The organism is Streptomyces sp. NPDC008313, from assembly GCF_042956125.1.
Taxonomy (GTDB): Bacteria; Actinomycetota; Actinomycetes; order Streptomycetales; family Streptomycetaceae; genus Streptomyces.
In genome coordinates this window covers 1-26467 of record NZ_JBIBFR010000006.1, presented here as the reverse complement: position 1 = coordinate 26467, position 26467 = coordinate 1, and the positions used below count along the sequence as shown (strand labels likewise).

The window sequence follows — 26467 nt, the reverse complement described above, 5'->3', positions numbered from 1 at the left end:
CCGCGGACGTGCGGGGCGGGCCCGGACGGGTGCCGGTGCGTCAGGCCCGGCGCAGGGTGATGTCCCCGCTCGACGTCTTGACGTCCAGGCTCACTTCCACGCCCGAGGCTCCCGCGCGGGCACCCTCGACGAGCTCGCCCCGGCGGTCGCCGCTGTTGGTGCTCAGGCTCGGGCGGACGCCGACACCCTCCTCGACGCCGATGGTGACGTCCCCTGACGACGTGGTGGCACTGACCGTGCCGCCGCAGGCCGTGGCGATGCGCACGTCCCCGGAGTTCGTCTTCACCAGGACGTCGCCCTCCGCGACGCCGAACCGCAGATCGCCGCTGGACGACGTCCCGGCGACCCTCCCCGCGACATGGTCCACCCGCACGGCCCCGGAGCTGGTGACGAACGTGACGCATCCGCCGACCTTGCCCAGCACGGCGTCCCCGGAAGAGAGGTCGAGCCGTACGTCACCGGTGACCTGGTCGGCCTTCACGCCGCCGGACTCGCTGTCGGCGGTCAGCGCGGCGACGGGACCGTGCACCTCCAGGTCGGCGGCGTCGGAGTCGAACTCCACCGCCGAGCCCGGCGGGAGCACGACCTCCACCCGGACCCTCGGCTTCGACAGAACGCTGCCCCGGTCGGTCGTCACGGTGAGCACCCCGCCCTCGAACGCCACCGCCGTGTTCTCGGCGGCCTTGCGGTCACCGGAGCGCCACGACGCCGCGGGCGCCACCCGGACCCCGACGCCCGGGCCCTGACCGGCCCGGACGGAGCAGTGACCGCCGGGGACACGGACCTGGGCGGTGGCCGGGCCGTTCGCCGTGAATTCGTACATCACACCATTACCTCACGTGAGAGCGGGGGAACGGATCCGCGTCGGTGGGAAGTGCGGCACCGTCCGTTCCCGGTCCTGCGCGCACCACGGTGTCGTAGAGGCCGATCATGGTTCCGACCAGCGGGAGCCAGGTCCGGCTGACGCTTTCCTTGGCGCTGCCCACGAGGTCGTTCCACTGCTCGTCGGGCCGGTGCGCGCCGGCCGGTGAGGCAGCGGCTGCGGCCGTGCCCGGCCCGCCGGGACCGGGGGGCGGGGCGGGGAGGTGGTACATCCACAAGCGGGCCAGCGCGGTCCTCGCGCAGGACCGTACGGCGTCGAACCTGGCGCTCGGCAGCGGCAGTCGGGCGGCCGGAGGGTGTACCGCGCCGGACGGGCCCGCGGGTGACGGACACTCACCCGGGCCCTTCACCGCCGCCGGGGGCAGCGGCGGACGTCCGGTCACCATGGCACCTCGTCGCCGACCACCGTCGGGGATGTCATCGACATCGCCCCAGGCTAGGGCGGCGGTGAGGGAGCCGGACACCCCGACGCACCCCTGCCCGACCCGGGCCGGACGGCTGTGGCCCCCGGCGGCGTAGGGGTGCCCTCGTAATCCTCGGGCTCCCGGCGGACGTACGGCACCGTGCACGGTCAGCTCTCGCGCGACGCGCAACGGAATCTCCCTCGTCGCCGAAGCGGCTGCGGACGTGAGGACGTGACGTCCGGTACGCCGATGAATGTACCCGGTACGCGATCACGGAACGTCGGTTACCGGCCGCGGGCGGAACACCGCCGCGAGGGCTCGCGCATGGGTGCGCCGCGCCCCTCCCGGGGGCGGCTCGTCGAAGTGCCGTAGGGGGCCCGGGGTGGGGTCATGCGGGCTGCCCACAGGCGTCAAAGACGGTCAAAGGCGCAGGTCCAAGGCGTAGGGGTGGTGCCAGCCCCCCCGGGGCCGCGAGGGTCAGCACCAGGGCGGACCGGGTAGCCAGCAGGCTGCCACGCGGGCACCCGGATCCGCAGACTCGGCAGTATGACGATCCATACGATCCCCACGGACACCCGTCCCGTGACCGAGGCCGCCCCCGTACGGCCGCGCACCGTCGAGAGCGGCGCTGCCCGCACCGGTGGCGCGGGCAGCGACTTCGCCCGGCTCGCCCAACGCGTCAACGGCGCGGGCCTGCTGCGCCGCCGGCCCGGCTACTACACGTTGCGCTTCGGTCTGGTGACGGCACTCCTGGCCGCGGGCGGGGTCGCGTTCTTCATGGTCGGTGACAGCTGGTGGCAGCTGGCGGTCGCCGCGTTCCTCGCCGTGGTCTTCGGCCAGATCGCGCTCGCGACCCACGACATCGCCCACCGCCAGGTCTTCCGGCGCCGCCGGCCGAGCGACATCGTCGGCCGGCTGGTCGGCAACCTGGGCATCGGCATGAGCTACGGCTGGTGGATGAACAAGCACACCCGCCACCACGCCAACCCCAACCATGAGGAGCTGGACCCCGACGTCGCCCCCGACCTCCTGGTCTGGTCGAGCGAGCAGGCCCGCAACGCCCGCGGCGTGGCACGGTTCCTGGGCCGTCGCCAGGCCTACCTGTTCTTCCCGCTGCTGACGCTGGAGGGCTTCAACCTCCATGTCTCCAGCGTGCGGGCGCTGCGTTCCCCGTCGACGAAGAACCGGGTCCTCGAGGGCACGCTCCTGTTCACCCACATCGCGGTCTACCTCGCCGCGCTCTTCCTGGTGCTCTCCCCCGGCAAGGCGGTGGCGTTCCTCTTCCTGCACCAGGCGCTGTTCGGCGTGTACCTCGGTTCGACGTTCGCCCCGAACCACAAGGGCATGCCCACGCTCACCGGGGACGAGCGCCCCGACTTCCTGCGGCGTCAGGTCCTCACCTCCCGCAACGTGCGCGGCGGTCCGCTGACCGACATCATGCTCGGCGGCCTCAACTACCAGATCGAGCATCATCTGTTCCCCAGCATGCCCACCGCCCATCTGCGGCGCGCCCAGGTCGTCGTCCGTGGCTACTGCGCCGAGATCGGCGTCCCGTACCACGAGACCGGCCTGATCCAGTCCTACCGGGAGGCGCTCACCCACATGCACCGGGTCGGGGCGCCCCTCCGGCAGCGGCGGCCGTAGGCACACCCCTACCTCGGACGGGACCGGGAACATAGGGGTCGGCGCGCCTTCTGCGGTCACGGGAACGCGATTAGCGTGGTCGGCGGTTCAGCAACCCCGCCGTCCGTCGTCCGAGTCAGGGAGTTCCCGTGTCCGAGGCCGAGCAGACCCACGAGATGGCCACCGGCGCCACGCAGGCCGTGGCGGCCACCGGCGCCGGGGTGGTGGAGGTCGAGGAGGAACTGCTGGTCGAGGAGGTCTCCATCGACGGCATGTGCGGGGTCTACTGACCGGGGCTCACCCCGATCGGCAGGCCCCTTCGGCCTGTCCGCCGCGCGCGACACGTGCCGACGGCCGTTCACCCGCCGAGGTCTCGCCCGGTGCGCACCCGTCGAGGGCCGTCCGTGTCCCGGCCGTCCGTCACGGGTCTGTCCTTGGCCGGGTCCGTCACCGGGCCGTCCGTGTCCGGGCCGTCCGTCTCCGGTCCGACCGTCCGTCCGTCCGTCTCCGAGAGGAACCGTCGTGTTCGACCCCGGGCGGCCCTACCGCTGTTCGCCCCAGGTGGCGTTGCGCCCCGAGCCCTTCGGCGCGCTGGTCTACCACTTCGGCACGCGGCAGCTGTCCTTCCTGAAGACCACCGAACTCTTCCACGTCGTACGCACGCTGGAGCAGCACGAGGACGTGCATGCCGCGGTGGCGGGCGCGGGTGTGCCGCCGGGCCGGCGCGAGACGTACCTCCGGGCCCTGGCCGGGCTGGCCGGCGCAGGGACCATCGAACCCCGTTGAGCCGGCTCCCGGCGCACTCGGAGAGGACCGCATGAAACTCGTCGAGCACATGTCGCGAGGACTGGACGCGCCGATCTGCCTGACGTGGGAACTCACCTACGCCTGCAACCTCTCCTGCGTGCACTGCCTGTCCTCCTCGGGCCGGCGCGACCCCCGTGAGCTGGACACGGCCGAATGCCGGGCGGTCATCGACGAGTTGCGGCGCATGCAGGTGTTCTACGTGAACATCGGCGGCGGTGAGCCCACCGTCCGTCCGGATTTCTGGGAACTCGTCGACTACGCGACGGACCACCAGGTCGGCGTGAAGTTCTCCACGAACGGCGTCCGGATCACCGAGGACCGGGCCCGCCGGCTCGCCGCGAGCGACTACGTCGACGTGCAGATCTCCCTGGACGGCGCCACCGCCGAGGTCAACGACGCGGTGCGCGGCGCGGGTTCGTACGTCACGGCGACCACGGCGATGCGGCGGCTGGCCGACGCCGGGTTCTCCGGCTTCAAGATCAGCGTGGTGGTGACCCGGCAGAACGCCGGTCAGCTCGACGACTTCGCGGCCCTGGCCGACGAGTTCGGGGCGCAGCTGCGGCTGACGCGGCTGCGCCCCTCGGGACGCGGCGCCGACGTGTGGGACAGCCTGCATCCCGGCGCCGACCAGCAACGGGCGCTCTACGACTGGCTCGTGGCGCACGGCGACTCCGTACTGACCGGCGACTCCTTCTTCCACCTCAACGCGCTGGGTCCGGCCGCGCTGCCGGGACTGAACCTGTGCGGGGCGGGCCGGGTGGTGTGCCTGATCGACCCGGTGGGCGACGTGTACGCCTGTCCCTTCGCGATCCACGAGGAGTTCCTGGCGGGCAACGTCCGTTCCCCGGGCGGGTTCTCCGAGGTGTGGCGCTCGTCACCGCTCTTCGCCGAGCTGCGCGGGCCGCAGAGCGCCGGGGCGTGCGCCTCGTGCTCGGCGTACGACGCGTGCCGGGGCGGGTGCATGGCGGCGAAGTTCTTCACCGGGCTCCCGCTGGACGGCCCGGACCCCGAATGCGTGCGCGGGCAGGGCGAGTTCGCGCTGGCCGCGGTGGCGCCCGGTGCGGTGCCCCGGCCCGGTGCGGACCACTCGCACCGCTCCCGGCCGGTGTCCGCGCCGGTGCCGGTGGCGATCGGCTGGGGCCCGCCCGCCGAGGTACCCGTGGACCGGGCGTGCGACGCGAACCCGCTCAGCGGTTTCCGGCCGCCGCGCCCGGCGGGCGGCCTGTCATGACGCTCGCCGGGCCCCCGGCCCTCACCGAGCCTCTGGCCCTCGCGGGCCGCACCGCCGCGAGCCGGGTGATGTTCGGGCCGCACGAGACCAACCTGGGTGCCGGGCGCGCGCTGTCGCCCCGGCACGTCGCCTACTACGAGCGCCGCGCGGCCGGCGGCGCCGGACTGATCGTCACGGAGACGGCGAGCGTCGACGACTCGGACTGGCCCTACGAGCGCGCGCCGCTGGCGGCGGCGTGCCCGGCGGGCTGGCGGGCCGTCGTCGAGGCGTGCAGGCCGCACGGCGCGCTCGTGGTGGCCGGGCTGGGGCACTCGGGGTCGCAGGGGTCGTCGGCGTACGCCCGGTCCGCGCTGTGGGCGCCGTCCCGGGTCGCGGACGTGGTGACCCGGGAGATGCCGATGGAGATGGAGTCCCCGGAGATCGAGCGGCTGGTGGACGGCTTCGCGGCGGCGGCCGGGGCGGCCACGGCGGCGGACCTGGACGGGGTCGAGGTCGACGCGGGCCAGTTCAGCCTGCTCCGGCAGTTCCTGTCCGGGCTGACGAACCTGCGGGACGACGCCTTCGGCGAGGACCGGGTACGGCTGCTGCGCACGGTGCTGGACGCGGTGCGCGGCGCGCTCGGCGACGGCCGGGTGCTCGGTCTGCGGCTGTGCTGCGACGAGTTGGCGCCCTGGGCGGGGATCACCCCCGAGCGGGCCCTGGAGGTGGCGGCCGGTCTCGCGGGGCGCGTGGACTACCTGGTGGTGGTGCGCGGTTCGGCGATGAACACCTCGGCCACCAGGCCGGACCTGCACACCGAACCCGGTTTCAACATCGGCCTGTGCCGGTCGGTCCGTACGGCTGTGGCCGGTGCCACGCGTGTGGTGCTGCAGGGTTCGGTGGTGGACCCGGGGCAGGCGGAGTGGGCGCTGGACGACGGTGTCGCGGACCTGGTGGAGATGACGCGGGCGCAGATCGCCGATCCCCGGCTGGTCGCGCTGTGGCGGGCCGGCGAGGGGGCGCGCGTCCGCCCGTGCGTGCTGTGCAACCAGAAGTGCCGGGTGCGGGACAGCCGCAACCCGGTCGTGAGCTGCGTCGCTGAGCCGCGCAGTGGCCATGAGACACAGGACCCGCCGGTCGAGGGCACCGACCCGGTCCCGCTGGACGCGCTGGTCGTCGGCGGCGGTCCCGCCGGGATGGAGGCCGCCCGGGTGCTGGCCGGGCGTGGCCACCGGGTCGAGGTGGCGGAGCGCGCCGGCCGGCTCGGCGGCATGCTGCGGACGGCCTCGGCGGTGGGCGGCAGGTCGGCTCTGGCCGGGCTGGCCGACTGGTGGGAGGCGGAGCTGCTGCGCCTCGGAGTGACGGTGACGACGGGCAGCGAGATCACGGCGCGGGATTTGGACTCCGCCCGGGCGGCCGGCCGTACGGTCCTGCTGGCCACCGGGTCCGTCCCCGGCCCGCGCCGCTACTCGGCCGCCGCGGCGAAGGAGGCGGCGCCGGTCGTCGACGTGACGGATCTGCTGGTCCGCGGGGCGGACGAGGTACTGCCGGCGGGGCCGGTGGCCGTCCTCGACCCGGTGGGCGACGCGGTCGGTGCGGGGGTCGCCGAGCAGCTGGCGGCGAGTGGCCGGAAGACCAGCATCGTGACGCAGGACCAGGTGGTCGGCACCCAGCTGGCGCTGACCGGCGACCTCGCGGACGCCAACGCCCGGCTGCAGCGCGCCGGGGTGACGGCGGTGAAGCGTGCCGTGCCGCGCGCGGTCGGGCCCGGTGAACTGGTCGTGGAGGACGTGATGACCGGCCGGCGGCACGGCATCGCGTGCGCGGCCGTCGTCCACTGCGGTCACCGGCTCGCCGACGAGACGCTGTTCCTGGCCCGTCCCGGCACCGCGCGGGCCGGGGACTGCGTGGCGCCCCGGACGGTGCACGAGGCCGTGCTGGAGGGGCGGCGGGCCGCCCTGGTGCTCGCCGCCGAGGCCAAGCGGGCGGAGTGGAACACGTCATGACGTACCGTCACCTCTTCTCGCCGCTGCGCGTCGGCCCCCTTGTGCTCGCCAACCGCGTGGTGTTCTCCGCCCATCTGACGAATTACGCCGAGGACGGTCTGCCCACCGGACGGCACGCGGCCTACTACGCGGCACGCGCGGCCGGTGGCGCCGGCCTGGTCATCACCGAGGAGCACTCGACGCACCCCACGGACTGGCCGTACGAGAAGCTGATCCACGGCTTCCGTCCCGCCGTGGTGCCCGGGTACCGGCGCATCACCGAGGCGGTGCACGCGCACGGGGTGCCGGTGCTGGCCCAGCTGAACCACAACGGCGGCCAGGCGTCGGGCATGTACTCGCGCCGGCCGGTGTGGGCCCCCTCGCCGGTTCCGGACCCGCTGTTCCGGGAGGTCCCGAAGGCGGTCGACCTCGCGGAGATCGCCGAGATCGTCGCCGGGTACGCCACCGTCGCCGGGCACTGCGCCGAGGGCGGCTTCGACGGCGTGGAGCTGCAGTGCTCGCACTCGTCCCTGGTCCGGGGCTTCCTCTCCCCCGCCACCAATCTGCGCACCGACGCCTACGGAGGTTCGCTGGAGAACCGGGCGCGCCTGCTGCGGGAGATCATCGACGCGGTCCGCGAGACCCTCGGACCCGGCCGGGCGCTGGGTGTGCGGCTGTGCGGCGACGAGCTGATCGAGGACGGCACCACCATCGACGAGGCCGTCGAGGTGGCCCGGATGGTGGAGGCGACCGGGAAGGTCGACTACATCAACACCTCGATCGGCGTGGCCACCTCGACCCTGTACATGATCGAGGCGTCGATGGCGGTGCGCCCCGGGTACGCGCTGTTCATCTCCAACGCGATCCGCCGGGCGGTGCGGCTGCCGGTGGTCGGCGTGGGACGGATCAAGGACCCGGTCCAGGCCGAGCGGGCGCTGGCCGAGGGCCACTGCGACCTGGTGGGTGTGGTGCGCGGGCAGATCGCCGACCCCGACTTCCTCGCCAAGGCCCGGGCCGGGCGGACGTCGGACATCCGCACCTGCCTGTCGTGCAACCAGGAGTGCGTCGGCCGGATGGGCCTGGGGCACCGGCTGGGCTGCGTCGAGAACCCGCGCGCCGGTCACGAGTCGGTGCCGCTGCCGCCACCCCGTCTCGGCACCCGCCGGGTGCTGGTGGCAGGTGGCGGGCCGGCCGGTCTGCAGGCCGCCGCGACGGCGGCTCGGCGCGGTCACCGCGTGACGCTGTACGAGCGTGCCGGGGCGACCGGGGGCCAGGTGACGGCGGCGGCGAGCGCGCCCGGACGCGCCGAGTTCTCGGACCTGGTGCGCAATCTGCTGGCGGAGTGCCGGCGCCTCGGCGTCGAGGTCCGCACCGGTGTCGAGGCGACCGGTGAGCTGCTGCGGGCCGAGCGCCCGGACGCGGTGGTCCTGGCGACGGGGGCGCGCCCCCAGCCGCCGCACTGGGCCGGTGGTCTCGCGCGCGTGGTGGACGTACGCGACGTGCTCGAGGGCCGGGCCCGTCCCACCGGTGACGTCCTGGTCGTGGACGAGCTGGGGTTCCACCAGGCCACCTCGGTGGCGGAGTTGCTGGCCGACCGGGGCTGCCGGGTGCGGATCTGCACGCCCGGCATGGTCGTCGGCCAGGACCTGGGGATCACCCTCGACATGGAGACGTTCCTCGCCCGGGCGGCCGCGAAGGGCATCACGTTCGCCACGGACCAGGTCGTCGTCGGCGCCGGAACCGAGGAGGACGGTGAGGTCGTGGTCGTGGAACTGCTCACGCACACCACGGGCGTCATGACCGGTGCCCGCCACGACTGGGTGGTGTGCGCCGTGCACCAGACGCCCGAGGACGGCCTGTGGCAGGCGCTGAAGGGAGCGCCCTTCGAGGTGCACCGGGTCGGTGACTGCCTGGCTCCGCGCCGCGCGCACGCCGCGGTCATCGAGGGCGACCGTGTGGCGGCGGCCCTGTGAGCGGCCCGACGCCGTCCACGCGGGACGCGGTCGCGGTGGTGGTGGTGCGCGGCGGAGAACTGCCCCTGGGCGCCGACGAGGCCGTCGCCGAGGCGGGGGCCGCCGCGCTCCTGGTCGGCGAGGGCGTCGAGGAGGCCTGCGCGCGGCTCAGCACGGCCCGTACGGTGTGGGCCGCCGAGTCGACGCTCCCGGACCCGGGAGTGCTGGCCGAGGCGCTCGCGCCCGTACTGGCCGACGTGCGCTCGGTGCTCCTGCCGGCCTCGCCGGACGGCAGGGACCTCGCGCCCCGGCTCGCCGCGGCGCTGGACCGGCCGCTGCTGGACGGAGCCGTCACGGTGACCCGGTGCGGCGCGGAGGTGCTGCGCCAGGACGGCCGCCTGCTGGTCGAACTGGCCGTCGACGGGCCCTTCGTGGCGACCCTGCTGCCCGGCGTACGCGGGGTGGAGCCGCTGGACGGTGTGCCGGAGATCCGGGAACTCGGTCCCGGCTGGCGGCCCCCGCCTGCCAGGGCGCGGACGTCGGAGGTGGCGGATCCCGCGCCGGGAGCCGCCGAGCTGGCGGAGGCGTCCCGGGTGCTCGGAGCCGGTGCCGGTCTCGGCGGCGCCGGCGGTGTCGCCCTGCTGGCCCGCGTCGGCCGGGCCCTGGGGGCCGCGGTCGGCGCGACGCGGGTCGTCACCGACCAGGGATGGCTGGGCCACGACCGGCAGATCGGGACCACCGGCGTGGCCGTCGATCCCGACCTCTACGTCGCGTTCGGTGTCTCCGGCGCGGCCCAGCACACCGGAGGCCTGGGCAGGCCCCGGCACGTGGTGAGCGTGAACACGGACCCGCACTGCCCGATGACCGCGATGGCCGACCTGGGCATCGTGGCCGACGCCCCGGCCGTCCTGGCCGAACTCGCCCGGCGGCTGGAGGCCGACGATGACTGAACCGATGTTCGACGTGGTCGTCGTCGGGGCGGGGCCCGCCGGGTCGGCCGCCGCCCTGGCCGCCGCGCGGGCCGGACGGTCCGTGGCCCTGCTGGAGCGCGGACCCCACCCCGGGTCGAAGAACGTGTACGGCGGTGTCGTGTACGGCAGGGTCCTGGACGAACTGGTGCCGGGATGGTGGGAGGACATGCCCGTGCAGCGGTGGGTCACCCGCCGCTCGACGATGGTGATGACCGAGGAGCAGGCGGTCACCGTGGACGTCCGCTCCCAGGCCTGGGGCCGCCCCCCGTACAACGGTGCCACCGCCCTGCGGGCCGATCTGGACGCGTGGCTGGCCGGGCTCGCCGAGGAGGCGGGCGCCGTCCTCGTCACGTCCACCGTCGCCACGGGCCTGCTGCGGGACGCGCGGGGCGCGGTGACCGGGGTCCGCACGGACCGCCCCGACGGGGACCTCACCGCCCGTGTGGTGATCGCCTGCGACGGCGTCAACTCCTTCCTCGCCAAGGAGGCCGGGCTGTTCTCGGGCCGGGACACGGCACGGCACACCTCGCTCGGGGTGAAGGAGACGCTGGCGCTGCCCCGCGAGGTGATCGAGGAGCGGTTCGCGCTGCGCGGCCGGGACGGCCTGGACCTGGAGATCCTCGGCTGCACCCGCGGCATCCCCGGCGGCGGCTTCCTGTACACCAACCTCGACTCGCTCAGTGTCGGCGTGGTCGTCGGCCTGAAGGGACTCGCGGACTCCGGTGTCCGCCCCGAGGAACTGCTCGCCGGTCTCAAGGCGCACCCGGCGGTCGAACCCCTGGTGCGCGGCGCGGAGCTGAAGGAGTACTCGGCGCACCTGCTGCCCGAGGGCGGTCACGACACCATGCCGGAACTCGTCGGCGACGGGATCCTGGTGGCCGGGGACGCGGCGGCGATGTGCCTGGCGGCCGGGGTGTGGCTGGAGGGCGTCAACTTCGCGCTGGGCGCCGGGATGTACGCGGGCCGGGCCGCCGCCGCCGCGGTCGGCCGCGGTGACACCTCCCGCAAGGGGCTGGCCCCGTACCGGCGGATGCTGGAGGACTCGTTCGTCCTCGCGGACCACCGCAAGCTGCGCCGGGTCCCCGGCCTGGTGTTCTCCGAGCGGACGCAGCGCCGTTACCCGGGACTGCTGTGCGATCTGGCCGAGGGCTTCTTCCAGGTGGACAACCCCAGGCCCAAACCGGGGCTCGGCCGCCTGCTGCGCCGTACCGCCTCCGCGCACGGGGTGCGGCTGCGCCACCTGATGTCCGACGCGCTGACGGGATGGAGATCGTTCGGATGAGTGCCGAGTACCGCGACATCGCCTTCGAGGACCGGATGGCCACGGTGGACTTCCGGCTCTCCGAACGGGCCCACATCAGCGTGGACACGGCGGTGTGCCGTTCCTGCACCACCCGTGCGTGCGTCCACGCCTGCCCGGCGAAGCTGTTCGTGCCGACGTCGGACGGCGGCATCCTGTTCAACTACGAGCAGTGCTTCGAGTGCGGCACCTGCTACCAGGTGTGCGACGCCGAGGGCGCGATCACCTGGACCTACCCCGACGGCGGGCACGGCGTCGTCTTCCGTCGCGGGTGAGCGGCGTGCTGGTGGCGGCGGCGCTGCGCCGCACCGATCCCCGGGCGGCGGTGGACCCGCTGACGGGCGCCGTGACGCGCGACGGCCGCGCGGCCACGGCGAGCGCGGCCGATCTGTGCGCGCTGGAACACGCGCTGAGGCTGGCCGGGGCGCTGGGCGGGTGCTGTGTCGCCGTCACGGTCGGCCCGGCGGACTGCGACGTCCTGCTGCGCGAGGCGCTGGCAGCGGGCGCGCACGAGGTGGTGCGCGCCGAGGGCCCCGACCACGACGCCGCGGCCACCGCCCGCACCCTGCACGAGGCGCTGACGCGGCGTCACGGGCCGCCGGACCTGGTGGTGTGCGGGGACCGTTCGGCCGACCGCGGGACCGGGTCCACGCCCGCCTTCCTGGCGGCCCGGCTCGGCGCGTCGCAGGCCCTGGGACTGCTGGAGCTGGAGGCCGCAGACGGCGGTGTGCGGGCGCTGCGCAGGCTCGACGGGGGACGGCGCGAGCGGCTGTGCGTCCCGCTGCCCGCCGTCTGCTCCGTCGAGGCGACGGACGTACGGCTGCGACGGGCGGCGCTGCCCGCCGTGCTCGCCGCGCGCACCGCCGCCGTCCCGGTGGTGACGGTGGATCCGCCCACCTCCTCCGAGCGGGTCCGCACGGTCTCCGTACGGCCCTACCGTCCGCGCCCCAAGGCTCTGCCCGGGCCGGGCCCCGGCACGCCGCGCGAGCGGATGCTCGCGCTGAGCGGGGCGTTCGTGCCGCGGACGCCGCCGCGGGTGGTGACCTCGGCGGACCCGGCCGAGGCCGTCGATGAACTCCTCGCCTTCCTGCGCTCGGGCGGCTATCTGCCGAAAGAGGCTCCGTGAGCCCTCGTGTGGCGGTGGTGACCGGTGCGGCCCGCGGCATCGGGGCGGCGGTCGTCGGCCGGCTGGCGCACGAGGGCTGGCGGGTGGTCGCGGTCGACGTCTGCGCGGATCTGCCCGAGGCGGGCTATCCGCTGGGCACCCGGGAGCAGTTGGCGGCGCTCGCCGCCGCGTGGCCCGGCGCGGTCCTGGACGTCGTGGCCGACGTACGGGACGCCGGCGCGCTGTCGGCCGCCGTCGCCCTCGCGGAACGGGAGTTCGGCGGCCTGGACGCGGCGGTTGCCGCCGCCGCGGTGATCGCCGGAGGGCGCCCCCTGTGGGAGAGCGGCGACGACGAGTGGGAGGCGCTGTTCGGCATCGGCGTACGTGGCGTGGCGAACCTCGCCCGCGCCGGGGTCCCCGCGCTGCTGCGCCGGCCGCGGCCCCGGTCCGGCCGGTTCGTCGCGCTGGCGTCGGCCGCGGCCCACCGGGGACTGTGGCGGCTGGCCGGGTACGGCGCCGCCAAACACGCCGTGGTGGGCCTGGTCCGGGGGCTGGCCGCCGATCTGCGGGACACCGGGATCACGGCGACCGCCGTCTCGCCGGGCTCGACCCGCACCGGCATGCTCGACGCGAGCGCGGCGCTCTACGGGCTCACGGACGTCGAGGAGTTCGCCCGGCACCAGCCGGTGGGGCGGCTGCTGCGCCCCGAGGAGGTCGCCGCCGCGGTGTGCTGGCTGTGCGGCGAGGAGTCGTCCGCGCTGACCGGGACGGTGGTGCACGCGGACGGGGGGTTCACCGCGTGACAAGCGTGAACGGGGTCAACGGCGTGAGCGGCATGAGCGCCTGCGCGCGGGGACAGGAGGGCGCGCGTCCCGTGCCGGGACGGACGGAGGCGCGCGCCGAGGCGACGCGACAGAGAGAAGGCCACGCCCAATGAACGTGCTCCGAGTGACCGCCGACCCCGGCCTGCACCGTCTCGAGGGCGGACGGCTGCTGCTCGGCGGCTCGCCGTTCCGGGTGCTGCGGCTGTCCGAGGCGGGGGCCCGGCTGCTCGACGACTGGCTGGCGGGCAAGCCCGTCGACGGGCAGCCGGCCCACCGGCGGCTCGCCGCCCGGCTCGTCCACGCGGGCGTCGTGCACCCCGTCCACGACACCTGCCGGTTCACCGCCCGGGACGTCACGGTGGTGGTACCGGTCCGCGACCACGAGGACGCCCTCGCCCGGCTGCTGCCCGCCCTGGACGGGGTCGCCGAGGTCGTCGTCGTCGACGACGGTTCGGCGCGCCCGCTGCCGGGGGCCACCGTCCGGCACGCCGTGTCCGCGGGACCGGCGGCAGCCCGCAACACCGGGTGGCGGCGCGCCGGGACCGAGCTGGTCGCCTTCCTCGACGCGGACGTCGTCCCCGACGGCGACTGGCTGGTGCCCCTCCTTCGTCACTTCGAGGACCCCGACGTCGCCGCCGTGGCCCCCCGCGTGCTCAGCACGCCCGGACCCTCGCTGCTGGAGCGCTACGAACAGGTGAGGTCGCCGCTCGACCTCGGCGACGCGGCGACGCCGGTCCGGCCGGGCGGCCGCGTCGCCTACGTACCGTCGGCCGCCCTGGTGATCCGCGCCTCGGCGCTGCGCGCGTTCGACGGCTTCTACGAGGACATGCGGTTCGGTGAGGACGTCGACCTGGTGTGGCGGCTGGCGGCCGCCGGCTCCCTCGTACGCTACGAACCGGCGTCCACCGTCCGTCACACCCCGCGTGCGAACTGGCGGGCGTGGGCGCGCCAGCGCTTCGCCTACGGGACGTCCGCGGCGCCCCTGGCCCTGCGGCACGGCCGCGCCGTCACCCCGCTGAAGGTGTCCGTGTGGAGCGCCGTGTCCTGGGCGGCTCCGGCCGTGGGCCGCCCCCTGACGGGGGCCGCGGTGGCGGGCGTCACGGCGGCGCTGCTGCCGCGCAGGCTCAGGCCCGTGGGCGTGCCGGCGGCCGAGTCGCTGCGGCTCGCGCTGCGCGGGCACCTGGGCGCCGGACGCCTGATCGCCGACGCGGTGACCCGTTCCTGGTGGCCCGTCGCGGTGCCCGCGCTGGCCGCCGGACGGCGCGGCCGGTGGCTGCTGGCCGCCGCGTACGGGCAGCACGCGCTGGAGTGGCACCGCAGGCGCCCTCCGGTCGACCCGCTGCGCTGGACCGCCCTGCGGGCCCTGGACGACCTCTGCTACGGCTCCGGCGTCTGGTGGGGCGCCGTGCGCCACCGGACCCTCGCCCCGCTCCTGCCGGACCTGGCCGACTGGCCGGGCCGGGACGGCGTCCGCGACGAGAGGGGCCCCGACGCCCGGGAGACGCCCGCGGAGGGCACCCGCGACGAGGACGGCCGGGCCAGGTGAGCCCGGTGCGCCGGCTGGACTCGATGACCTGGCCCGAGGCCGACGCGATCGCACCGCGCGCCCTGCTCGTCGTGCCCGTGGGCTCGACCGAACAGCACGGCCCGCATCTGCCGTTCACGGTGGACACGGAGATCGCCCGCGCGCTGGCGGAGGCGCTCGCGGGCGGCCGCCCGGACACGGTACTGGCCCCGTCCGTGGCGTACGGGTCGAGCGGCGAGCACGCGGCCTTCCCCGGCACGCTCTCCGTCGGCCAGGAGGCGGTGGAGGGGCTGCTGGTCGAACTCGTACGGTCCGCGGACGCGTTCGCGGGAACCGTGCTCGTCTCCGGGCACGGTGGGAACGCGGCTCCGCTGGCACGGGCGGTGGCCCTGCTGCGGCGGGAGGGACGGAGGGTCCTCGGCTGGTCGCCGAGCGGCTCCCCCACGGACAGCCACGCCGGCCGCACGGAGACGTCGGTCATGCTCGCCCTGCGACCCGCGGCCGTACGGACGGACCGTGCGGAACCGGGCGACGCCCGGCCCCTCGCCGAGATCCTGCCGGTGCTGCGCGCCTCGGGCGTACGGGCCGTCAGTGCCAACGGCGTCCTCGGCGACCCCGCGCGGGCCTGCGCCGAGGAGGGCCGCGCGATCCTCGCGGCGTGGACCGCGGACCTCCTGGCCGCCGTGGAGCGGTGGTCCGTCTCCGGCTGAGAGGGACTCACCACTGGACGGCCTTGGCAGGAGCAGGATCCCCATGCCGTGAACGGGGCTCGGCGTCGCACCGGCCCGGCCTGAACGTCGCACCGCGTCCAGCCCGGCCGAGGGCCGCCCCGCCGGGTCCGGCCGCATCCGGCCGGGTGCCGCACGGCGCCGTGAAGGTCGAGCCGTGCGCTGCGTCTCTCCTCGTCGGCCGGGCGCGCGCGGCACTCCCCCGCCGCCCTCGGCCACGCCACCGGGCCGTCCCGGTGGCCTCCGTGAACGGGCGCCGGAGTGCGCCGAGTTCGCCATGCCCGTCCTGTCGGGAACTGACTGTTGTCAACCCGGGAACCCTCATGTACGTTTGTCACAGACGTAAGTACGTATAGATCAGTCGGCACAATCGCGGCCCGCCGGGGCCGCCCACCGACCGCCGCTCGCCGTTGCCACCCCCGTCGTCGGCGCGCGGCCGGCCGGGGCTCCCCTTGATTCCGCATGGGGAGCCCCGGCCCCTCATCACGCCCGCGCGACGGGCGTGTTCACCATGACCCGGGACGGGCATGGAGCGCCTCCCCCGCGACACCTCTCCGTGGTCGCCCGCACACACAGAGCGAGTCGGGCTCAAACCAGGTACCGACCAACCGGGTTGGGCTATATTCGGCCGTACGTTTTAGTCATACGTCATCGCCACACGCTCGTATAGCGGGGAGGTCCGACGACATGACCCTCGTCGAACGCGATCGGCCCATCGACCTTCTTGAGCGACTCCTCGCGGAAAGCACCGCGGGCAGGGGCCAGGTCGTGCTCATCAACGGCGGTCTGGCCAGCGGCAAGACCGCCCTGCTCGACGCCTTCACCGATCGCGCCGCAGCGTCGGGGGCCCTGGTCCTCAGCGCCACCGGCTCACGGGCCGAGCGCACCCTGCAGATGGGGGTGCTCGACCAGCTGTTCCGCAGCCCGGCCCTGCCCCGGGAGGTCGCCGACGACGCCGGGCGGATGATAACGGTGTCAGCACCCGCCGCCGGGGAGACGGACCCCGACCCCGTGACCATCCGTCAGTCGCACGTGACGCGGGTGCACGGCATCTGTTCGGTGCTGCTGGACCTCGCCCGGGACCGCCCGCTGGTGATAGCAGTCGACGATCTGCAGTTCGTGGACGGCGTCTCCTTGCAGGTGCTGCTCTACCTCCAGCGCCGCATCCGCGCGGCGCGGGTGCTGATGGTCTTCAACGAATGGGACCGCCGGCACACCTCGCTGCCCCGCTCCCGCGCCGAACTCACGCGCCGGCCCCACCACTTGGTGAATCTGTCCATGCTCAGCGAGGACGGTGTCGCCCGGCTCGCGGGGCAGTACCTGGAGGCGGACGCGGCCCGGCGGATCGCCCCCTCGCTGCACGCCCTCGGCGGAGGCAACCCCCTGCTGACCCGCGCCCTGCTCCGGGACCGGCTCACCGGCGCCCCGGCGTCCGGCTCCGGCGAACCGGCGCCCGGCGCCGCCTTCGAGAAGGCGGTCCTCGCCTGCCTGCACCGCTGGGAGCCCCTCCTGCTGGAGGTGGGCCGCGCGCTGGCGGTCCTCGGCGACTACGCCGGCCCCGCGCTGGTGCGCCGCCTCATCGGAGTCAGTACGCAGTCGGCGAGTCAGGTCATCGACGTACTGCAGGAGTCCGGACTGCTCGACGGTCACCGCTTCCGTCACCCCGGCGCCCGGTCGGCCGTGCTGAACAGCTCCAAGCCCGGGGACCGGGCGCTGCTGCACCTGCGGGCGGCGTCCCTGCTGCACGAGCACGGGGTCGCCGCGTATGAGGTGGCGCACCACCTGGTCGCGGCCGACCGGGCCCAGGGGCAGTGGGCCGCCGACGTACTGCGCGAGGCGGCTCAGGAGGCGCTCGCCACGAACCGGCAGGAGTTCGCGGTCCAGTGCCTGACCCTGGCGCTGAGCGCGTGCACGGACGAGCAGTCCCGGACGGCCGTACGCAAGATCCTCATGAGCGTGCAGTGGCGGGCCAACCCGAGTGTCGCCGCCCGGCATATGGGCCCGCTGCACACGGCGTTGCGCTCCGGCACGCTGCCGGGCCGGGACGCGGTTCCCCTCGTGCGGCACTTGCTGTGGCAGGGCAGTCCGGACGTGGACACGGTCACCAGCGAGGTGCTCAGCGGCCCCTCCGGGCCGGTGGACAGCGAGGCCGGCGCCGAACTCCGCCTCGCCCACGAGTGGATCTACGGTTCGCCCAGGCGGCTGCCCGCGGACGGCCGGGCGGCCACCGACCCGGCCCAGCCCCGGAAGGCCGGCAAGGGCGGCGGCAACCTGTGGGCCCAGGCGGGTGCGACGCTCACCACGGCGCTGTCGGCGCGCGGCAACAGCCGCCGGGTCGCGGACAGCGCGGAGGACATCCTGCGCAGCTGCCGCCTCGACGACCGCACCCTGGAGGCCGTCGCCTGCGCACTGTCCTCCCTGGTCTACGCGGGCAGACCGGACCTCGCGGCCACCTGGTGCGACTCCCTCTCCCGGGAGGCCGAGACGCGTGGCGCCACCACCTGGGAGGCGGTGCTCACCGCGATACGCGCGGAGATCCATCTGCGCCAGGGCAATGTGACGGAGGCCTCCGCCGAGGCCCGCAGCGCACTCGGCCGGCTGCCCGCGCAGAGCTGGGGCGTGGTCGTCGGCCTGCCGCTGTCGACGCTGATGCTGGCGGACAACGCGAGGGGCCGGGCCGCCGCGGCGCCGGACCACACGGTACCGCCCGCCATGTTCGACACCGTCTTCGGACTGCGCTACCTGCACGCCCGCGGTCACCACCATCTGGCCGGCGACCGGGTGCTGGCCGCGGTCGACGACTTCCAGCGGTGCGGCGACCTGATGCAGGAGTGGGGCGTCGATCTGCCCACCGTGGTGCCCTGGCGCAGCGATCTGGCCCAGGCTCATCTGCGGACGGGGCAGGAGCGGGCGGCGAGAGAGCTGGCCGAGGAGGAGCTGCGGCGGCCCGGATCCGACAACGCCCGGGTGCGCGGTCACGCCCTGCGGGTGCTCGCCGCCGCCAGTGACGTCAAGCACCGGGCGGGGCTGCTCAGGAAGGCCGTGGGAGCGCTCCAGGAGTCCGGTGACCAGCTGGAACTCGCGGGCGCGCTGGACGAGTTGAGCCGGGTCCATCACGAGCAGGGGCAGTACCGGCGGGCCCGGGTGGTGGCCCGGCAGGCGGTGCAGGAGGCCCGGGTCTGCCACTCGGAGGAGTTCCTGCGGGGCGTGTCGCCGCTGGCCGGCGGCGACGCGGGTGGGGAACCGGCCGTTTCCGTCTCCGAGTCGGCACTGAGTGACGCCGAGCGCAGGGTGGCGACACTGGCGGCGCTGGGCCACACCAACCGGGAGATCAGCCGCCGGCTCTTCATCACGATCAGCACCGTCGAGCAGCATCTGACGCGCGTGTACCGCAAGCTCAATGTCAACGGCCGGGCCGATCTTCCGGCCGGACTGACGCTCCACCGCGACCATCCGGTCGCCGGCACCGGACACCAGAACCCTCAGGCATGCTGACCCCGGCGGCGTCCGGGGGGCCGTCCCGGCTCCGGTCGCCCGCCCTCGTCGCCGCGGCGACGAGAGGGAACCGCGGGTTCCTCTTCGCCGGCCTCCCGCTGTCGAGATCCGGCCAGAAGCGTCGGCCGGGTGCTCGCACCACCCCACTAGTGGGTCCAGACCCCTCACCCTCGCCCTTCTGGCCTGTCACCATGGACACATGCCGTCTGACGAGCCGTGGCGGATGGGCGCCGGAGCGGCCGACCGTCAGACCTGTGGAGTGGCGGGCAGTGCGGGGTCCGCGGGGAGGCGAGCGTGCCCATTCGACCCGAGCCGGGGGTGACGGCCGTCGTCCTGGAGAACGGGGACCTGGAACTGCACTCGCTCCACTCCGGAGTGCGGATCTCCTGCGGCCCCGTCAACACGGCGATGTGGCTGGCGCTGCGCCAGCACGACGGGCATCTGGAGGCGGCGGCCGATCTGCTGGCGGCGCTCTGGGACCTGGATCCCCTGTACATGCGCTCCGACCTCGACGTCTGGGTGGGCGAACTGGGCGACGCGGGGCTGGTGCGCAACGAGCCGTGAGAGGCACGGCCGGGACAAGTCCGCGCCGGTCGCCCGTCGTGTGCGGCGGCCCGGTGGGGGGCGACCGCCGTGTTCAGGGGCCGCCGGCTCGCAGGCGGCGGGTTCAGGAGGCGGGCGGCGCCGGCTCAGGGGGTGCGGCGCACGAGGCCCGCGGCACGCAACTCGTCTGCCCATATCTCCAGTTCGGCACGGATGATCACACGTTCCGAGTCCCACAGGCCGGCCAGCGTGTCGGCCGTCGCGTCCAGGTCTCCGTCGTGCCGGCGCAGCGCGATCCACATGGCCGTGGCGACCGGGCCGCAGGTGTATTCGTCACCGCGGTCCGCCGCGAAGAGGAGGAGTTCCCCGCTCTCCAGAACGGTCGCCGTCACACCGGGCGCCGGCCGCACTCGCACGAATGGCCCTCCTTGCGATTCTCCGCACCGGATTCCAGCAGCAGTGGGCAATCGCAAGAGGCCGAAAGACCGTCCCCGTAAGTACCGCGGCGGACAGCTCCGTTCACCAGACCGTGCCCGGGAGTCTCGGTGATCCGTGGGTCGCTCCGCGCCCCGTACGCGCACGGAACGGCCCCATCTGCAGGACAGCAACCGGGGCCGCGACGCAACGGCTTGGATCTCCGCGTTTTACTTTAGATGTGATTTACAGGAACGTAAAGCAGTTTTCTCCTGTACACCTGTCGACGGACATCACGTCCCCCTTTCCCCGGCCCGCTCCGGGGGCCTGTCACGGCTATCGGGAATCGGCCACCAGGGTGTCCGCTATGTGCGCGGAGATGGCCGACATGACGGCCGGAGCGTGCGAGTTGAGGAAGAAGTGGCCACCGGTGAACGTCCGCAGCGTGAAGCCTCCGGTGGTGTGTTCCGCCCAGGCGCGCGCCTCGTCGTCGGTGACCTGGGGGTCGTCGTCCCCGACCAGGGCGACGACGGGGCAGCTCAGCGGGGGGCCCGGCCGGTGACGGTAGGTCTCCGCGGCGCGGTAGTCGTTGCGGACGGCCGGGAGGATCATGCGCAGCACCTCGGGGTCGCCGAGCATCTGGGTGTCGGTGCCGCTGAGCTTCTTCAGCTCGGCGATGAGGGTGTCGTCGTCGGCCAGGTGCACCGTCTCGTTCCGGTGCCGGGAGGGGGCGCGCCGGCCGGAGGCGAACAGCCCGAGCGGCACGATGCCCTCCGCTTCCAGCCGGAGGGCGACCTCGAAGGCGAGGGAGGCGCCCATGCTGTGCCCGAACAGGGTCAGCGGCCGGTCCGCCCAGGGGCGCAGCTCGCGCACCACCGTGTCGGCCAGTGCGCGGATGTCGTCGACGCAGGGTTCGGTGCGCCGGTCCTGCCGGCCCGGGTACTGCACGGACAGGACGTCCACACCGGGCGAGAGGGCGTTCGACACGGGGAAGTAGTACGTGGCCGATCCGCCCGCGTGCGGGAAGCAGACCAGCCGCGTGGGCGCCTCGGGCGCCGGGTGGAATCGGCGGATCCAGGCGCCGGTGTCCGCGGACGCTCCAGTCATGACCTCTCGACTTCCCTTCGCTGCTGTGCGGCCCGCCGTCCGTCCTCGCGCGATGCGCCGGCGGCCGGAGGTGTTCCGGAGTTCGTCCGGGATTTCGTTGAGCCGTCAATCGGTGGAAATCCGTATGGCGTCACGCCGTACAGCGACCGAACACCGCGGCCGGGTGCGGCACTTCCATTCAATCCGGGCGCGCGCGAGGTGCGCCAGAGGGGCCACCCCCTACGCTGCCCGGCATTCCCCCTACACGGGTCGCGCCACCGGGTGTAACCCGCCGCGCCGAGGGTTCAACCACTCCGCGGCTTCCCCGTGTTCGAGCGGTTCCGGCAACCCGGAGAATGGCGCAATTACTTCGCGGCACTTCATGCCGTGCAACTTCTGGCCACTTCTGGAGACATGGTGTCGATCTAGGCTCATAGCGTTCACATGTACACACCATTTTTGGTCCGCCGGTCGCCACCACTGACACGGCCGGCGGGCCGGCGGGTAGTTCGGACTTCGACGACATCGGGGGCACGAGTGACGCTGGTCGGCCGCGAAAGAGTAGTGCGCACATTGGACTGGGCCCTCGCGCGGTGCGCGTCGGGAGAGGCGTACACCGTCCTCGTGGAGGCGGCCGCCGGGTGCGGCAAGAGCGAGCTCATCGACACCTTCGCCGAGCGGGCGTCGCAGGGCGGTGCGCTCGTCCTCCAGGCGGTCGGATCACCCGCCGAGCGCGCGCTCCCGCTCGGTGTCATGCGGCAGCTCGTCAACTCCGCCCGCCCCGGGACGCTCCCACAGCCCGCGGTGGCCGAGGACGGCCTGCCGGCGACGGAGGCCATGCACGAGTTCTGCGCGGCGCTGCGCGCCCTGACCGCCGAGACACCGGTGGTCGCCTGCGTCGACGATCTGCACCACGTCGACGACGCCTCCCTGCGCCACCTGGCGCACCTTCTGCGCCACGCACGGTCCGCCGCCTTCCTCCTGGTGATCACCTCTCCGATGCACGACGGATCGCAGGACCCCGACTTCCGTACGGAACTCCTGCGCCGTCTCAACTTCACCCGGGTCCGCCTGGAACCGCTCACCGAGGCACAGACGGCCCTGGCGCTCGCGGACCGGCAGGGGCCGGACCAGGGCGTGGAACCCGCCGGCGAGTTCCACGCCCGCAGCGGCGGCAATCCGCTGCTGCTGCGGGCCCTGGTCGAGGAGTACCGCTCGGCAGCGCCTCAGGGGACCGCCGGGCACCCGCCGAATCCGGCCGCGGGCGGACTGTTCGCCCAGGCCGCCCTGACCTGCCTGCGCCGCAGCGGGCCCGGCGCCCTCGCCGTCGCGCAGGCGCTCGCCGTGCTCGGCGACGACGGCACGCCCGGGGACGTCGGACGGCTGCTCGGGACCGCGGAGCCGGACGTCGCCCAGCGCCTGACCTCGATCGGCGCCTCGGGCATCGTGCGGGAGGGACGGTTCTGCCACCCCGCCGTCGCGGCCGCCGTCCTGGACCGGATGGACGCCGCCGACCGTGCCGCACTGCACCGCCGCGCGGCCGAGGTCCTGCACGACAGCGGCCGCCCGTGCACCGCGGTGGCCCGGCACCTCGTCACCGCCCACCGGGCGGACCTCCCGCTCCCCGACGCGCCCTGGGTCGCCGACGTGCTGCGCGAGGCCGCCGAGCACCTGATCTCGGCCGACGACGTCAGACAGGCCGCCACGGTCCTCGAACTCGCCCACGAGGCCGACCGCGACCCGCAGCAACGCGCCGAGATCAAGACCCGGCTCGCCGCCATCACCTGGCGCTTCAACCCCTCCGCCGCCGAACAGCACCTGTCCGCGCCCCTGGGGATGCTCCGCGACGACCTGCTGGCGACCGAGCGCATGGAACCGCTCGCGGCGCTGCTCGCCACGCAGGGCCGCATCGCCGAGGCGGGCGAGGTGCGCGCCCTGATAGCCGAGACGCTGGGCGAGGAGTACGACACGCCCGCCGGCGGCACCGACTGGCCGCTGCCGCACCTCGCCAGGGACGGCGAGGCGGCGGAGTGCGAGCGCTTCCTGCAGACCACGGCGCTCGGGGACGCGACGCTGCAGCCCGTCGCCCGCGCCATCCGTACGCTGATCCACTCCGAGCAGCCGGAGCGCGCGGCGTCCTGGTGCCAGCAGCGGCTCGACGAGGCGGCCCGACGGGGCGCCCCCACCTGGCGGGCCACCTTCGCCACCCTCCAGGCGGAGGTCATGCTGCGGCTCGGGGACCTGCCCGGCGCCGAGGAACACGCCCTGCGGGCCCTCGACTTCCTGCCCCAGCGCAGCGGCAACGCCTTCGCCGGCAGCCCGACCGCCTTCCTGATCCGCGCCCGTACGGCGATGGGCCGGCACGCCGCCGTCGCCGGCCAGCTCGAACAGCCCATGCCCGACACGCTCTTCCGCAGCGTGCACGGCCTGTCCTATCTGCGCGCACGCGGCCTGCACTACCTCGCCACCGGCCAACTCCGGGCGGCGCTCAGCGACTTCCTGGAGGTCGGCAGGCTGATGCAGCGCTGGGGCGTGGACCGGCCGGTCGTCCTTCCCTGGCGCGGTGACGCCGCCGAGGCGCTGCTGCGGCTCGGCGAACCGCAGCGCGCGGAGAAACTCATCCTCCAGCAGCTCGCCACTCCCGACGCCCGGCACTCCTGGGTGCGCGGTACGTCGCTGCGCCTGCGGGCGGCCATCCATCCCTCCGAACAGCGCCCGTCACTGCTGAACCAGGCGGTGGAGGAGCTGCGCAAGTCGGGCGACCGGGTGGAGCTGGCCCGGGCCATGGCCGATCTCGGACAGGCGCTGCAGGAGATCGGCGAACCCGCGAAGGCCGGTGCCCTGACCCGTCAGGCCTGGAGCCTGGCCGAGAACTGCGGCGCCGAGCCGCTGCGCGAGCAGATCCTTCCGGGCACCTTCCCCGACCCGCGGCCGGCCGGGGTCCGCGTACCGCACCAGGGAGGAGCCCAGCCCGACGCCGAGTACAAGCTCAGCGAGTCGGAGCGGCGGGTCGCCACGCTCGCGGCGCGCGGCTACACCAACCGGCAGATCTCCCGGGAGCTCTACATCACCGTGAGCACGGTGGAACAGCATCTGACCCGCGTCTACCGCAAGCTCAGCATCACCCGGCGCCAGGATCTGCCGGCCGACCTCCAGCTCGCCTCCCGGGAGATCGCGTAACCGTCCGGGGTACCCCTACGCCACCTCCAGGGGTGTGCTGGGTACACCCCGCGATCCGGGTGCTGAACCCATCGTGACGGCGCCGTCCCGTCCGTAGCGTCGTTGTCGAAGGCGCACCGGGCGCCACCGTTGGAGGAGACAGCGCATGGCCAGGACGACCCACCAGACCGCCGCCAGGAGCGGCGACGCCCTGCGGCTCGAGTCCGTCAGCAAGGTCTACGGCGGCGCCGGCTCCGTCACGGCCCTGGACGACGTGTCGCTGACCCTGCCGGCCGGTACCTTCACCGCGGTGATGGGGCCGTCCGGTTCCGGCAAGAGCACGCTGCTGCAGTGCGCGGCGGGCCTGGACCGGCCGACCAGCGGCCGGGTGTTCGTGGACGGCACCGAGATGGCCGGCGGCAGCGAGGCGAAGCTGACGAAGTTCCGCCGGCAGCGGATCGGCTTCGTCTTCCAGCACTTCAACCTGCTGCCGACGCTGACGGTGATGCAGAACGTCACCCTGCCGCTGCGGCTGGCCGGGCGGAAGATCGACCGGGACCGCTGCCGCAGCGTGCTGGAGCGCGTCGGCCTCGGCGAGCGGCTCGACCACCGGCCCTCGCAGCTGTCCGGCGGCCAGCAGCAGCGGGTGGCGATCGCCCGCGCCCTGGTGACGAGCCCCAGTGTCGTCTTCGCGGACGAGCCGACCGGCGCCCTGGACACCCGCAGCGCGCGTGACGTGCTCGCGCTGCTGCAGGAGGCCGTCCGGGTGTACGACCAGGCCGTGGTGATGGTCACGCACGACCCGGTGGCCGCCTCGTACGCGGACTCCGTCCTCTTCCTCGCGGACGGTCAGCTGGTGGGCCGGCTGGAGCGGCCGACGGCCGAGGCCGTCGCCGAGCGGATGACGCACCTGGGCGACGAGGTCGCCCGCCGACACGTGACGGCGGGTGCGTGACCATGTTCCCACTGGCCCTTCGGTCGCTGCGCCACCGCGCCGGCGGCTTCCTCGCGAGTTTCGTCGTCATGTTCCTGGGCGCGACGATGCTGATGTCGTTCGCCTCGATGCTGGACACCGCCGGCGGCGACGGCGTCACCGACGCCAGTGAGGAGACCCTGACCACCCTGGCGAGCGTCGTCGGCGGGTGGGGTCTCATCCTCGTCGTCTTCGCCGTCACCTCGACACTCACCCTGTCGGTGCAGCAGCGCAGCTCCGAGATGGCCCTGCTGAAGAGCGTCGGGGCGACGCCCGCGCAGGTGGGGCGGATGATCGTCGGCGAGGCCGCGGTACTGTCCGTCCTCGCGGCGCTGCTCGCCGTGCCGTGGGCGGTGTTCGGCGGCCGGGCGCTGCTGGACGTGCTGATCGACACCGACCAGGTGGCTCCCGCCGTGTCGCACCGCTTCGGTCCGATCGCGCTCGGCATGGGCCTCGGCATCACCTTCCTCGCGGCCACGCTGGCCGCGCTGCTGGCGGCTCGCCGGGCGACGCGCATGGGCGCGGCGGAGTCCCTGGCGGCGGCCGCGACCGGCTCGCAGCGTCTCGGCAAGGTCAGGATCGTCGCGGCGCTGCTGTTCCTCGCCGGCGGGGTGAACCTGGGCGTCCTCACCGTGGTCCTGGAGCACGAGAAGAGCGCGGAGATCATGCAGACGGCCGGATCGGCGTCGATCCTCGTCGCGATCGGTCTGGCGCTGCTGTCCCCGCTGCTCATCCGCGGTGTGACCGCTCTCCTCGGCGGCCCGCTGCAGCGGCTCACCGGGGTCAGCGGCTATCTGACGGTGCGCAACGTGCGCAGCCGCTCGGGCGGCCTGGCCACGGCGCTCATGCCGGTCATCCTGTTCACGGGCATCGGTTCGGGCACGTTCTACATGCAGAGCATCGAGAACACGGCGTCGGCCGCGGAGGGCATCGCCAAGACGACGGAGCAACGCAACATCGAGACGCTGAACTTCGTGGTCATCGGCACGGTCGTGCTCTTCGCCTGCATCATGCTCGTGAACATCCTGATCGCCGCCACCACCCACCGCAGCCGGGAGTTCGGCCAGCAGCGGCTCGTCGGCGCGACCCCGCGCCAGGTGCTGCGGATGGTGACCGCCGAGAGCGTCCTGCTGGCCGTGACGGGGGTGCTGTTCGGCTCGATCGCCGCGCTCGCCACCATCGTGCCGTTCGCCGTCGCGAGGACGGACGACATCGTGCCCGACGCCCCCCTCGCCATCCATCTGACGATCGTCGGCATCGCTGCGGGCGTGACCCTGCTCGCCAGCGTCGGCACCGCGCGGCGCCGGCTGCGCACCCCGGCGGTCGAGGCGGTGGCCGTCTGACCGGCCCTCCCCACAGTCCCTCTCCCCTCCCCCGGGGGGGGGGGGGGGGGGGGGGGGGGGGGGGGGGGGGGGGGGGCCGCCGCGCCCCCGCGCCCCCCCCCCCCGGGGGCCCCCCCCCCCCCCCGCCCGCCGGAGCCC

Annotated in this window: 21 protein-coding genes; 18 read left to right on the top strand and 3 right to left on the bottom strand. The window is 74.3% G+C overall.

Annotated features, from left to right (window positions below):
• Positions 1–40: 40 nt before the first annotated feature.
• The gene (locus ACFY93_RS09900) at positions 41–823 is read right to left on the bottom strand and encodes a DUF4097 family beta strand repeat-containing protein (protein WP_391355581.1); all 783 of its coding nucleotides are present in this window, start codon (positions 821–823) and stop codon (positions 41–43) included.
• A 1009-nt stretch (positions 824–1832) separates the two neighbouring features.
• On the opposite strand from ACFY93_RS09900, the gene ACFY93_RS09895 reads away from it, so the two are divergent.
• The 15 genes from ACFY93_RS09895 to ACFY93_RS09825 all read left to right on the top strand — a co-directional run bounded on the left by ACFY93_RS09895 (position 1833) and on the right by ACFY93_RS09825 (position 19375).
• Complete coding sequence (locus ACFY93_RS09895; protein WP_391355578.1) at positions 1833–2930, top strand: fatty acid desaturase; 1098 nt, start codon at positions 1833–1835, stop codon at positions 2928–2930.
• A 128-nt stretch (positions 2931–3058) separates the two neighbouring features.
• Positions 3059–3199, top strand: coding sequence for a mycofactocin precursor MftA (gene mftA, locus ACFY93_RS09890; protein ID WP_391355575.1), 141 nt, complete (start codon positions 3059–3061; stop codon positions 3197–3199).
• 232 nt (positions 3200–3431) lie between these two features.
• Positions 3432–3695 (top strand): mycofactocin biosynthesis chaperone MftB, encoded by a 264-nt coding sequence (gene mftB, locus ACFY93_RS09885; protein WP_391355573.1) that lies wholly within the window; start codon positions 3432–3434, stop codon positions 3693–3695.
• A gap of 31 nt (positions 3696–3726) precedes the next feature.
• A complete protein-coding gene (gene mftC, locus ACFY93_RS09880) occupies positions 3727–4947 on the top strand; it encodes a mycofactocin radical SAM maturase (protein WP_391355569.1) in 1221 nt (406 codons plus the stop codon).
• On the top strand, positions 4944–6932 hold the full coding sequence (locus tag ACFY93_RS09875) for a mycofactocin system FadH/OYE family oxidoreductase 1 (protein ID WP_391355567.1): 1989 nt from the start codon (positions 4944–4946) through the stop codon (positions 6930–6932). The genes mftC and ACFY93_RS09875 overlap by 4 nt, the downstream gene beginning before the upstream one ends.
• Positions 6929–8884 carry a mycofactocin system FadH/OYE family oxidoreductase 2 gene (locus ACFY93_RS09870; RefSeq protein ID WP_391355565.1) on the top strand — a complete coding sequence of 652 codons (1956 nt, stop codon included), beginning with the start codon at positions 6929–6931 and terminating at the stop codon, positions 8882–8884. The genes ACFY93_RS09875 and ACFY93_RS09870 overlap by 4 nt, the downstream gene beginning before the upstream one ends.
• Positions 8881–9813, top strand: a complete 933-nt coding sequence (locus ACFY93_RS09865; protein WP_391355562.1) for a mycofactocin-associated electron transfer flavoprotein alpha subunit — start codon at positions 8881–8883, stop codon at positions 9811–9813. Before ACFY93_RS09870 ends, ACFY93_RS09865 begins: the two co-directional genes overlap by 4 nt.
• Positions 9806–11116 carry an FAD-dependent oxidoreductase gene (locus tag ACFY93_RS09860; RefSeq protein ID WP_391355560.1) on the top strand — a complete coding sequence of 437 codons (1311 nt, stop codon included), beginning with the start codon at positions 9806–9808 and terminating at the stop codon, positions 11114–11116. The genes ACFY93_RS09865 and ACFY93_RS09860 overlap by 8 nt, the downstream gene beginning before the upstream one ends.
• Positions 11113–11409: a 4Fe-4S dicluster domain-containing protein gene (locus tag ACFY93_RS09855; RefSeq protein WP_391355558.1), complete on the top strand. Its 297-nt coding sequence runs from the start codon at positions 11113–11115 to the stop codon at positions 11407–11409. Before ACFY93_RS09860 ends, ACFY93_RS09855 begins: the two co-directional genes overlap by 4 nt.
• The gene (locus ACFY93_RS09850) at positions 11406–12260 is read left to right on the top strand and encodes a mycofactocin-associated electron transfer flavoprotein beta subunit (RefSeq protein WP_391355555.1); all 855 of its coding nucleotides are present in this window, start codon (positions 11406–11408) and stop codon (positions 12258–12260) included. The genes ACFY93_RS09855 and ACFY93_RS09850 overlap by 4 nt, the downstream gene beginning before the upstream one ends.
• The gene (locus ACFY93_RS09845; RefSeq protein WP_391355553.1) at positions 12257–13042 is read left to right on the top strand and encodes a mycofactocin-coupled SDR family oxidoreductase; all 786 of its coding nucleotides are present in this window, start codon (positions 12257–12259) and stop codon (positions 13040–13042) included. Before ACFY93_RS09850 ends, ACFY93_RS09845 begins: the two co-directional genes overlap by 4 nt.
• A gap of 130 nt (positions 13043–13172) precedes the next feature.
• Positions 13173–14609, top strand: coding sequence for a mycofactocin biosynthesis glycosyltransferase MftF (mftF, locus tag ACFY93_RS09840; RefSeq protein ID WP_391355550.1), 1437 nt, complete (start codon positions 13173–13175; stop codon positions 14607–14609).
• Entirely contained in the window at positions 14606–15298 is a 693-nt protein-coding gene (mftE, locus tag ACFY93_RS09835) for a mycofactocin biosynthesis peptidyl-dipeptidase MftE (protein ID WP_391355548.1), read from the top strand. Before mftF ends, mftE begins: the two co-directional genes overlap by 4 nt.
• Before the next feature lie 705 nt (positions 15299–16003).
• On the top strand, positions 16004–18811 hold the full coding sequence (locus tag ACFY93_RS09830) for an AAA family ATPase (RefSeq protein WP_391355546.1): 2808 nt from the start codon (positions 16004–16006) through the stop codon (positions 18809–18811).
• A 294-nt stretch (positions 18812–19105) separates the two neighbouring features.
• Positions 19106–19375, top strand: coding sequence for a PqqD family protein (locus ACFY93_RS09825; RefSeq protein ID WP_391355544.1), 270 nt, complete (start codon positions 19106–19108; stop codon positions 19373–19375).
• Positions 19376–19500: 125 nt separating this feature from the next.
• On the opposite strand, the gene ACFY93_RS09820 is transcribed toward ACFY93_RS09825, so the two are convergent.
• Both ACFY93_RS09820 and ACFY93_RS09815 read right to left on the bottom strand, forming a co-directional pair.
• On the bottom strand, positions 19501–19770 hold the full coding sequence (locus tag ACFY93_RS09820) for a PqqD family protein (RefSeq protein WP_391355543.1): 270 nt from the start codon (positions 19768–19770) through the stop codon (positions 19501–19503).
• Between the two features lie 334 nt (positions 19771–20104).
• Positions 20105–20875 (bottom strand): alpha/beta fold hydrolase, encoded by a 771-nt coding sequence (locus tag ACFY93_RS09815; protein ID WP_391355540.1) that lies wholly within the window; start codon positions 20873–20875, stop codon positions 20105–20107.
• Positions 20876–21298: 423 nt separating this feature from the next.
• Here ACFY93_RS09815 and ACFY93_RS09810 point away from each other — a divergent pair, with 423 nt between their 5' ends.
• The 3 genes from ACFY93_RS09810 to ACFY93_RS09800 all read left to right on the top strand — a co-directional run bounded on the left by ACFY93_RS09810 (position 21299) and on the right by ACFY93_RS09800 (position 26329).
• Positions 21299–24034 (top strand): AAA family ATPase, encoded by a 2736-nt coding sequence (locus tag ACFY93_RS09810; protein WP_391355538.1) that lies wholly within the window; start codon positions 21299–21301, stop codon positions 24032–24034.
• Between the two features lie 145 nt (positions 24035–24179).
• Positions 24180–24968, top strand: a complete 789-nt coding sequence (locus ACFY93_RS09805; RefSeq protein ID WP_391355536.1) for an ATP-binding cassette domain-containing protein — start codon at positions 24180–24182, stop codon at positions 24966–24968.
• 2 nt (positions 24969–24970) lie between these two features.
• A complete protein-coding gene (locus tag ACFY93_RS09800) occupies positions 24971–26329 on the top strand; it encodes an FtsX-like permease family protein (RefSeq protein ID WP_391356212.1) in 1359 nt (452 codons plus the stop codon).
• Positions 26330–26467 lie beyond the last annotated feature (138 nt).

What these genes read in the sequence shown, in the direction of transcription:
- ACFY93_RS09800 (WP_391356212.1), top strand. Translation starts at nt 24,971, where the DNA reads ATGTTCCCACTGGCCCTTCGGTCGCTGCGCCACCGCGCCGGCGGCTTC.
- ACFY93_RS09805 (WP_391355536.1), top strand. Translation starts at nt 24,180, where the DNA reads ATGGCCAGGACGACCCACCAGACCGCCGCCAGGAGCGGCGACGCCCTG.
- ACFY93_RS09860 (WP_391355560.1), top strand. Translation starts at nt 9,806, where the DNA reads ATGACTGAACCGATGTTCGACGTGGTCGTCGTCGGGGCGGGGCCCGCC.
- mftC (WP_391355569.1), top strand. Translation starts at nt 3,727, where the DNA reads ATGAAACTCGTCGAGCACATGTCGCGAGGACTGGACGCGCCGATCTGC.
- ACFY93_RS09810 (WP_391355538.1), top strand. Translation starts at nt 21,299, where the DNA reads ATGTACACACCATTTTTGGTCCGCCGGTCGCCACCACTGACACGGCCG.
- ACFY93_RS09900 (WP_391355581.1), bottom strand. Translation starts at nt 823, where the DNA reads ATGTACGAATTCACGGCGAACGGCCCGGCCACCGCCCAGGTCCGTGTC.
- ACFY93_RS09870 (WP_391355565.1), top strand. Translation starts at nt 6,929, where the DNA reads ATGACGTACCGTCACCTCTTCTCGCCGCTGCGCGTCGGCCCCCTTGTG.
- ACFY93_RS09875 (WP_391355567.1), top strand. Translation starts at nt 4,944, where the DNA reads ATGACGCTCGCCGGGCCCCCGGCCCTCACCGAGCCTCTGGCCCTCGCG.
- ACFY93_RS09855 (WP_391355558.1), top strand. Translation starts at nt 11,113, where the DNA reads ATGAGTGCCGAGTACCGCGACATCGCCTTCGAGGACCGGATGGCCACG.
- ACFY93_RS09830 (WP_391355546.1), top strand. Translation starts at nt 16,004, where the DNA reads ATGACCCTCGTCGAACGCGATCGGCCCATCGACCTTCTTGAGCGACTC.
- ACFY93_RS09895 (WP_391355578.1), top strand. Translation starts at nt 1,833, where the DNA reads ATGACGATCCATACGATCCCCACGGACACCCGTCCCGTGACCGAGGCC.
- mftF (WP_391355550.1), top strand. Translation starts at nt 13,173, where the DNA reads ATGAACGTGCTCCGAGTGACCGCCGACCCCGGCCTGCACCGTCTCGAG.
- ACFY93_RS09815 (WP_391355540.1), bottom strand. Translation starts at nt 20,875, where the DNA reads ATGACTGGAGCGTCCGCGGACACCGGCGCCTGGATCCGCCGATTCCAC.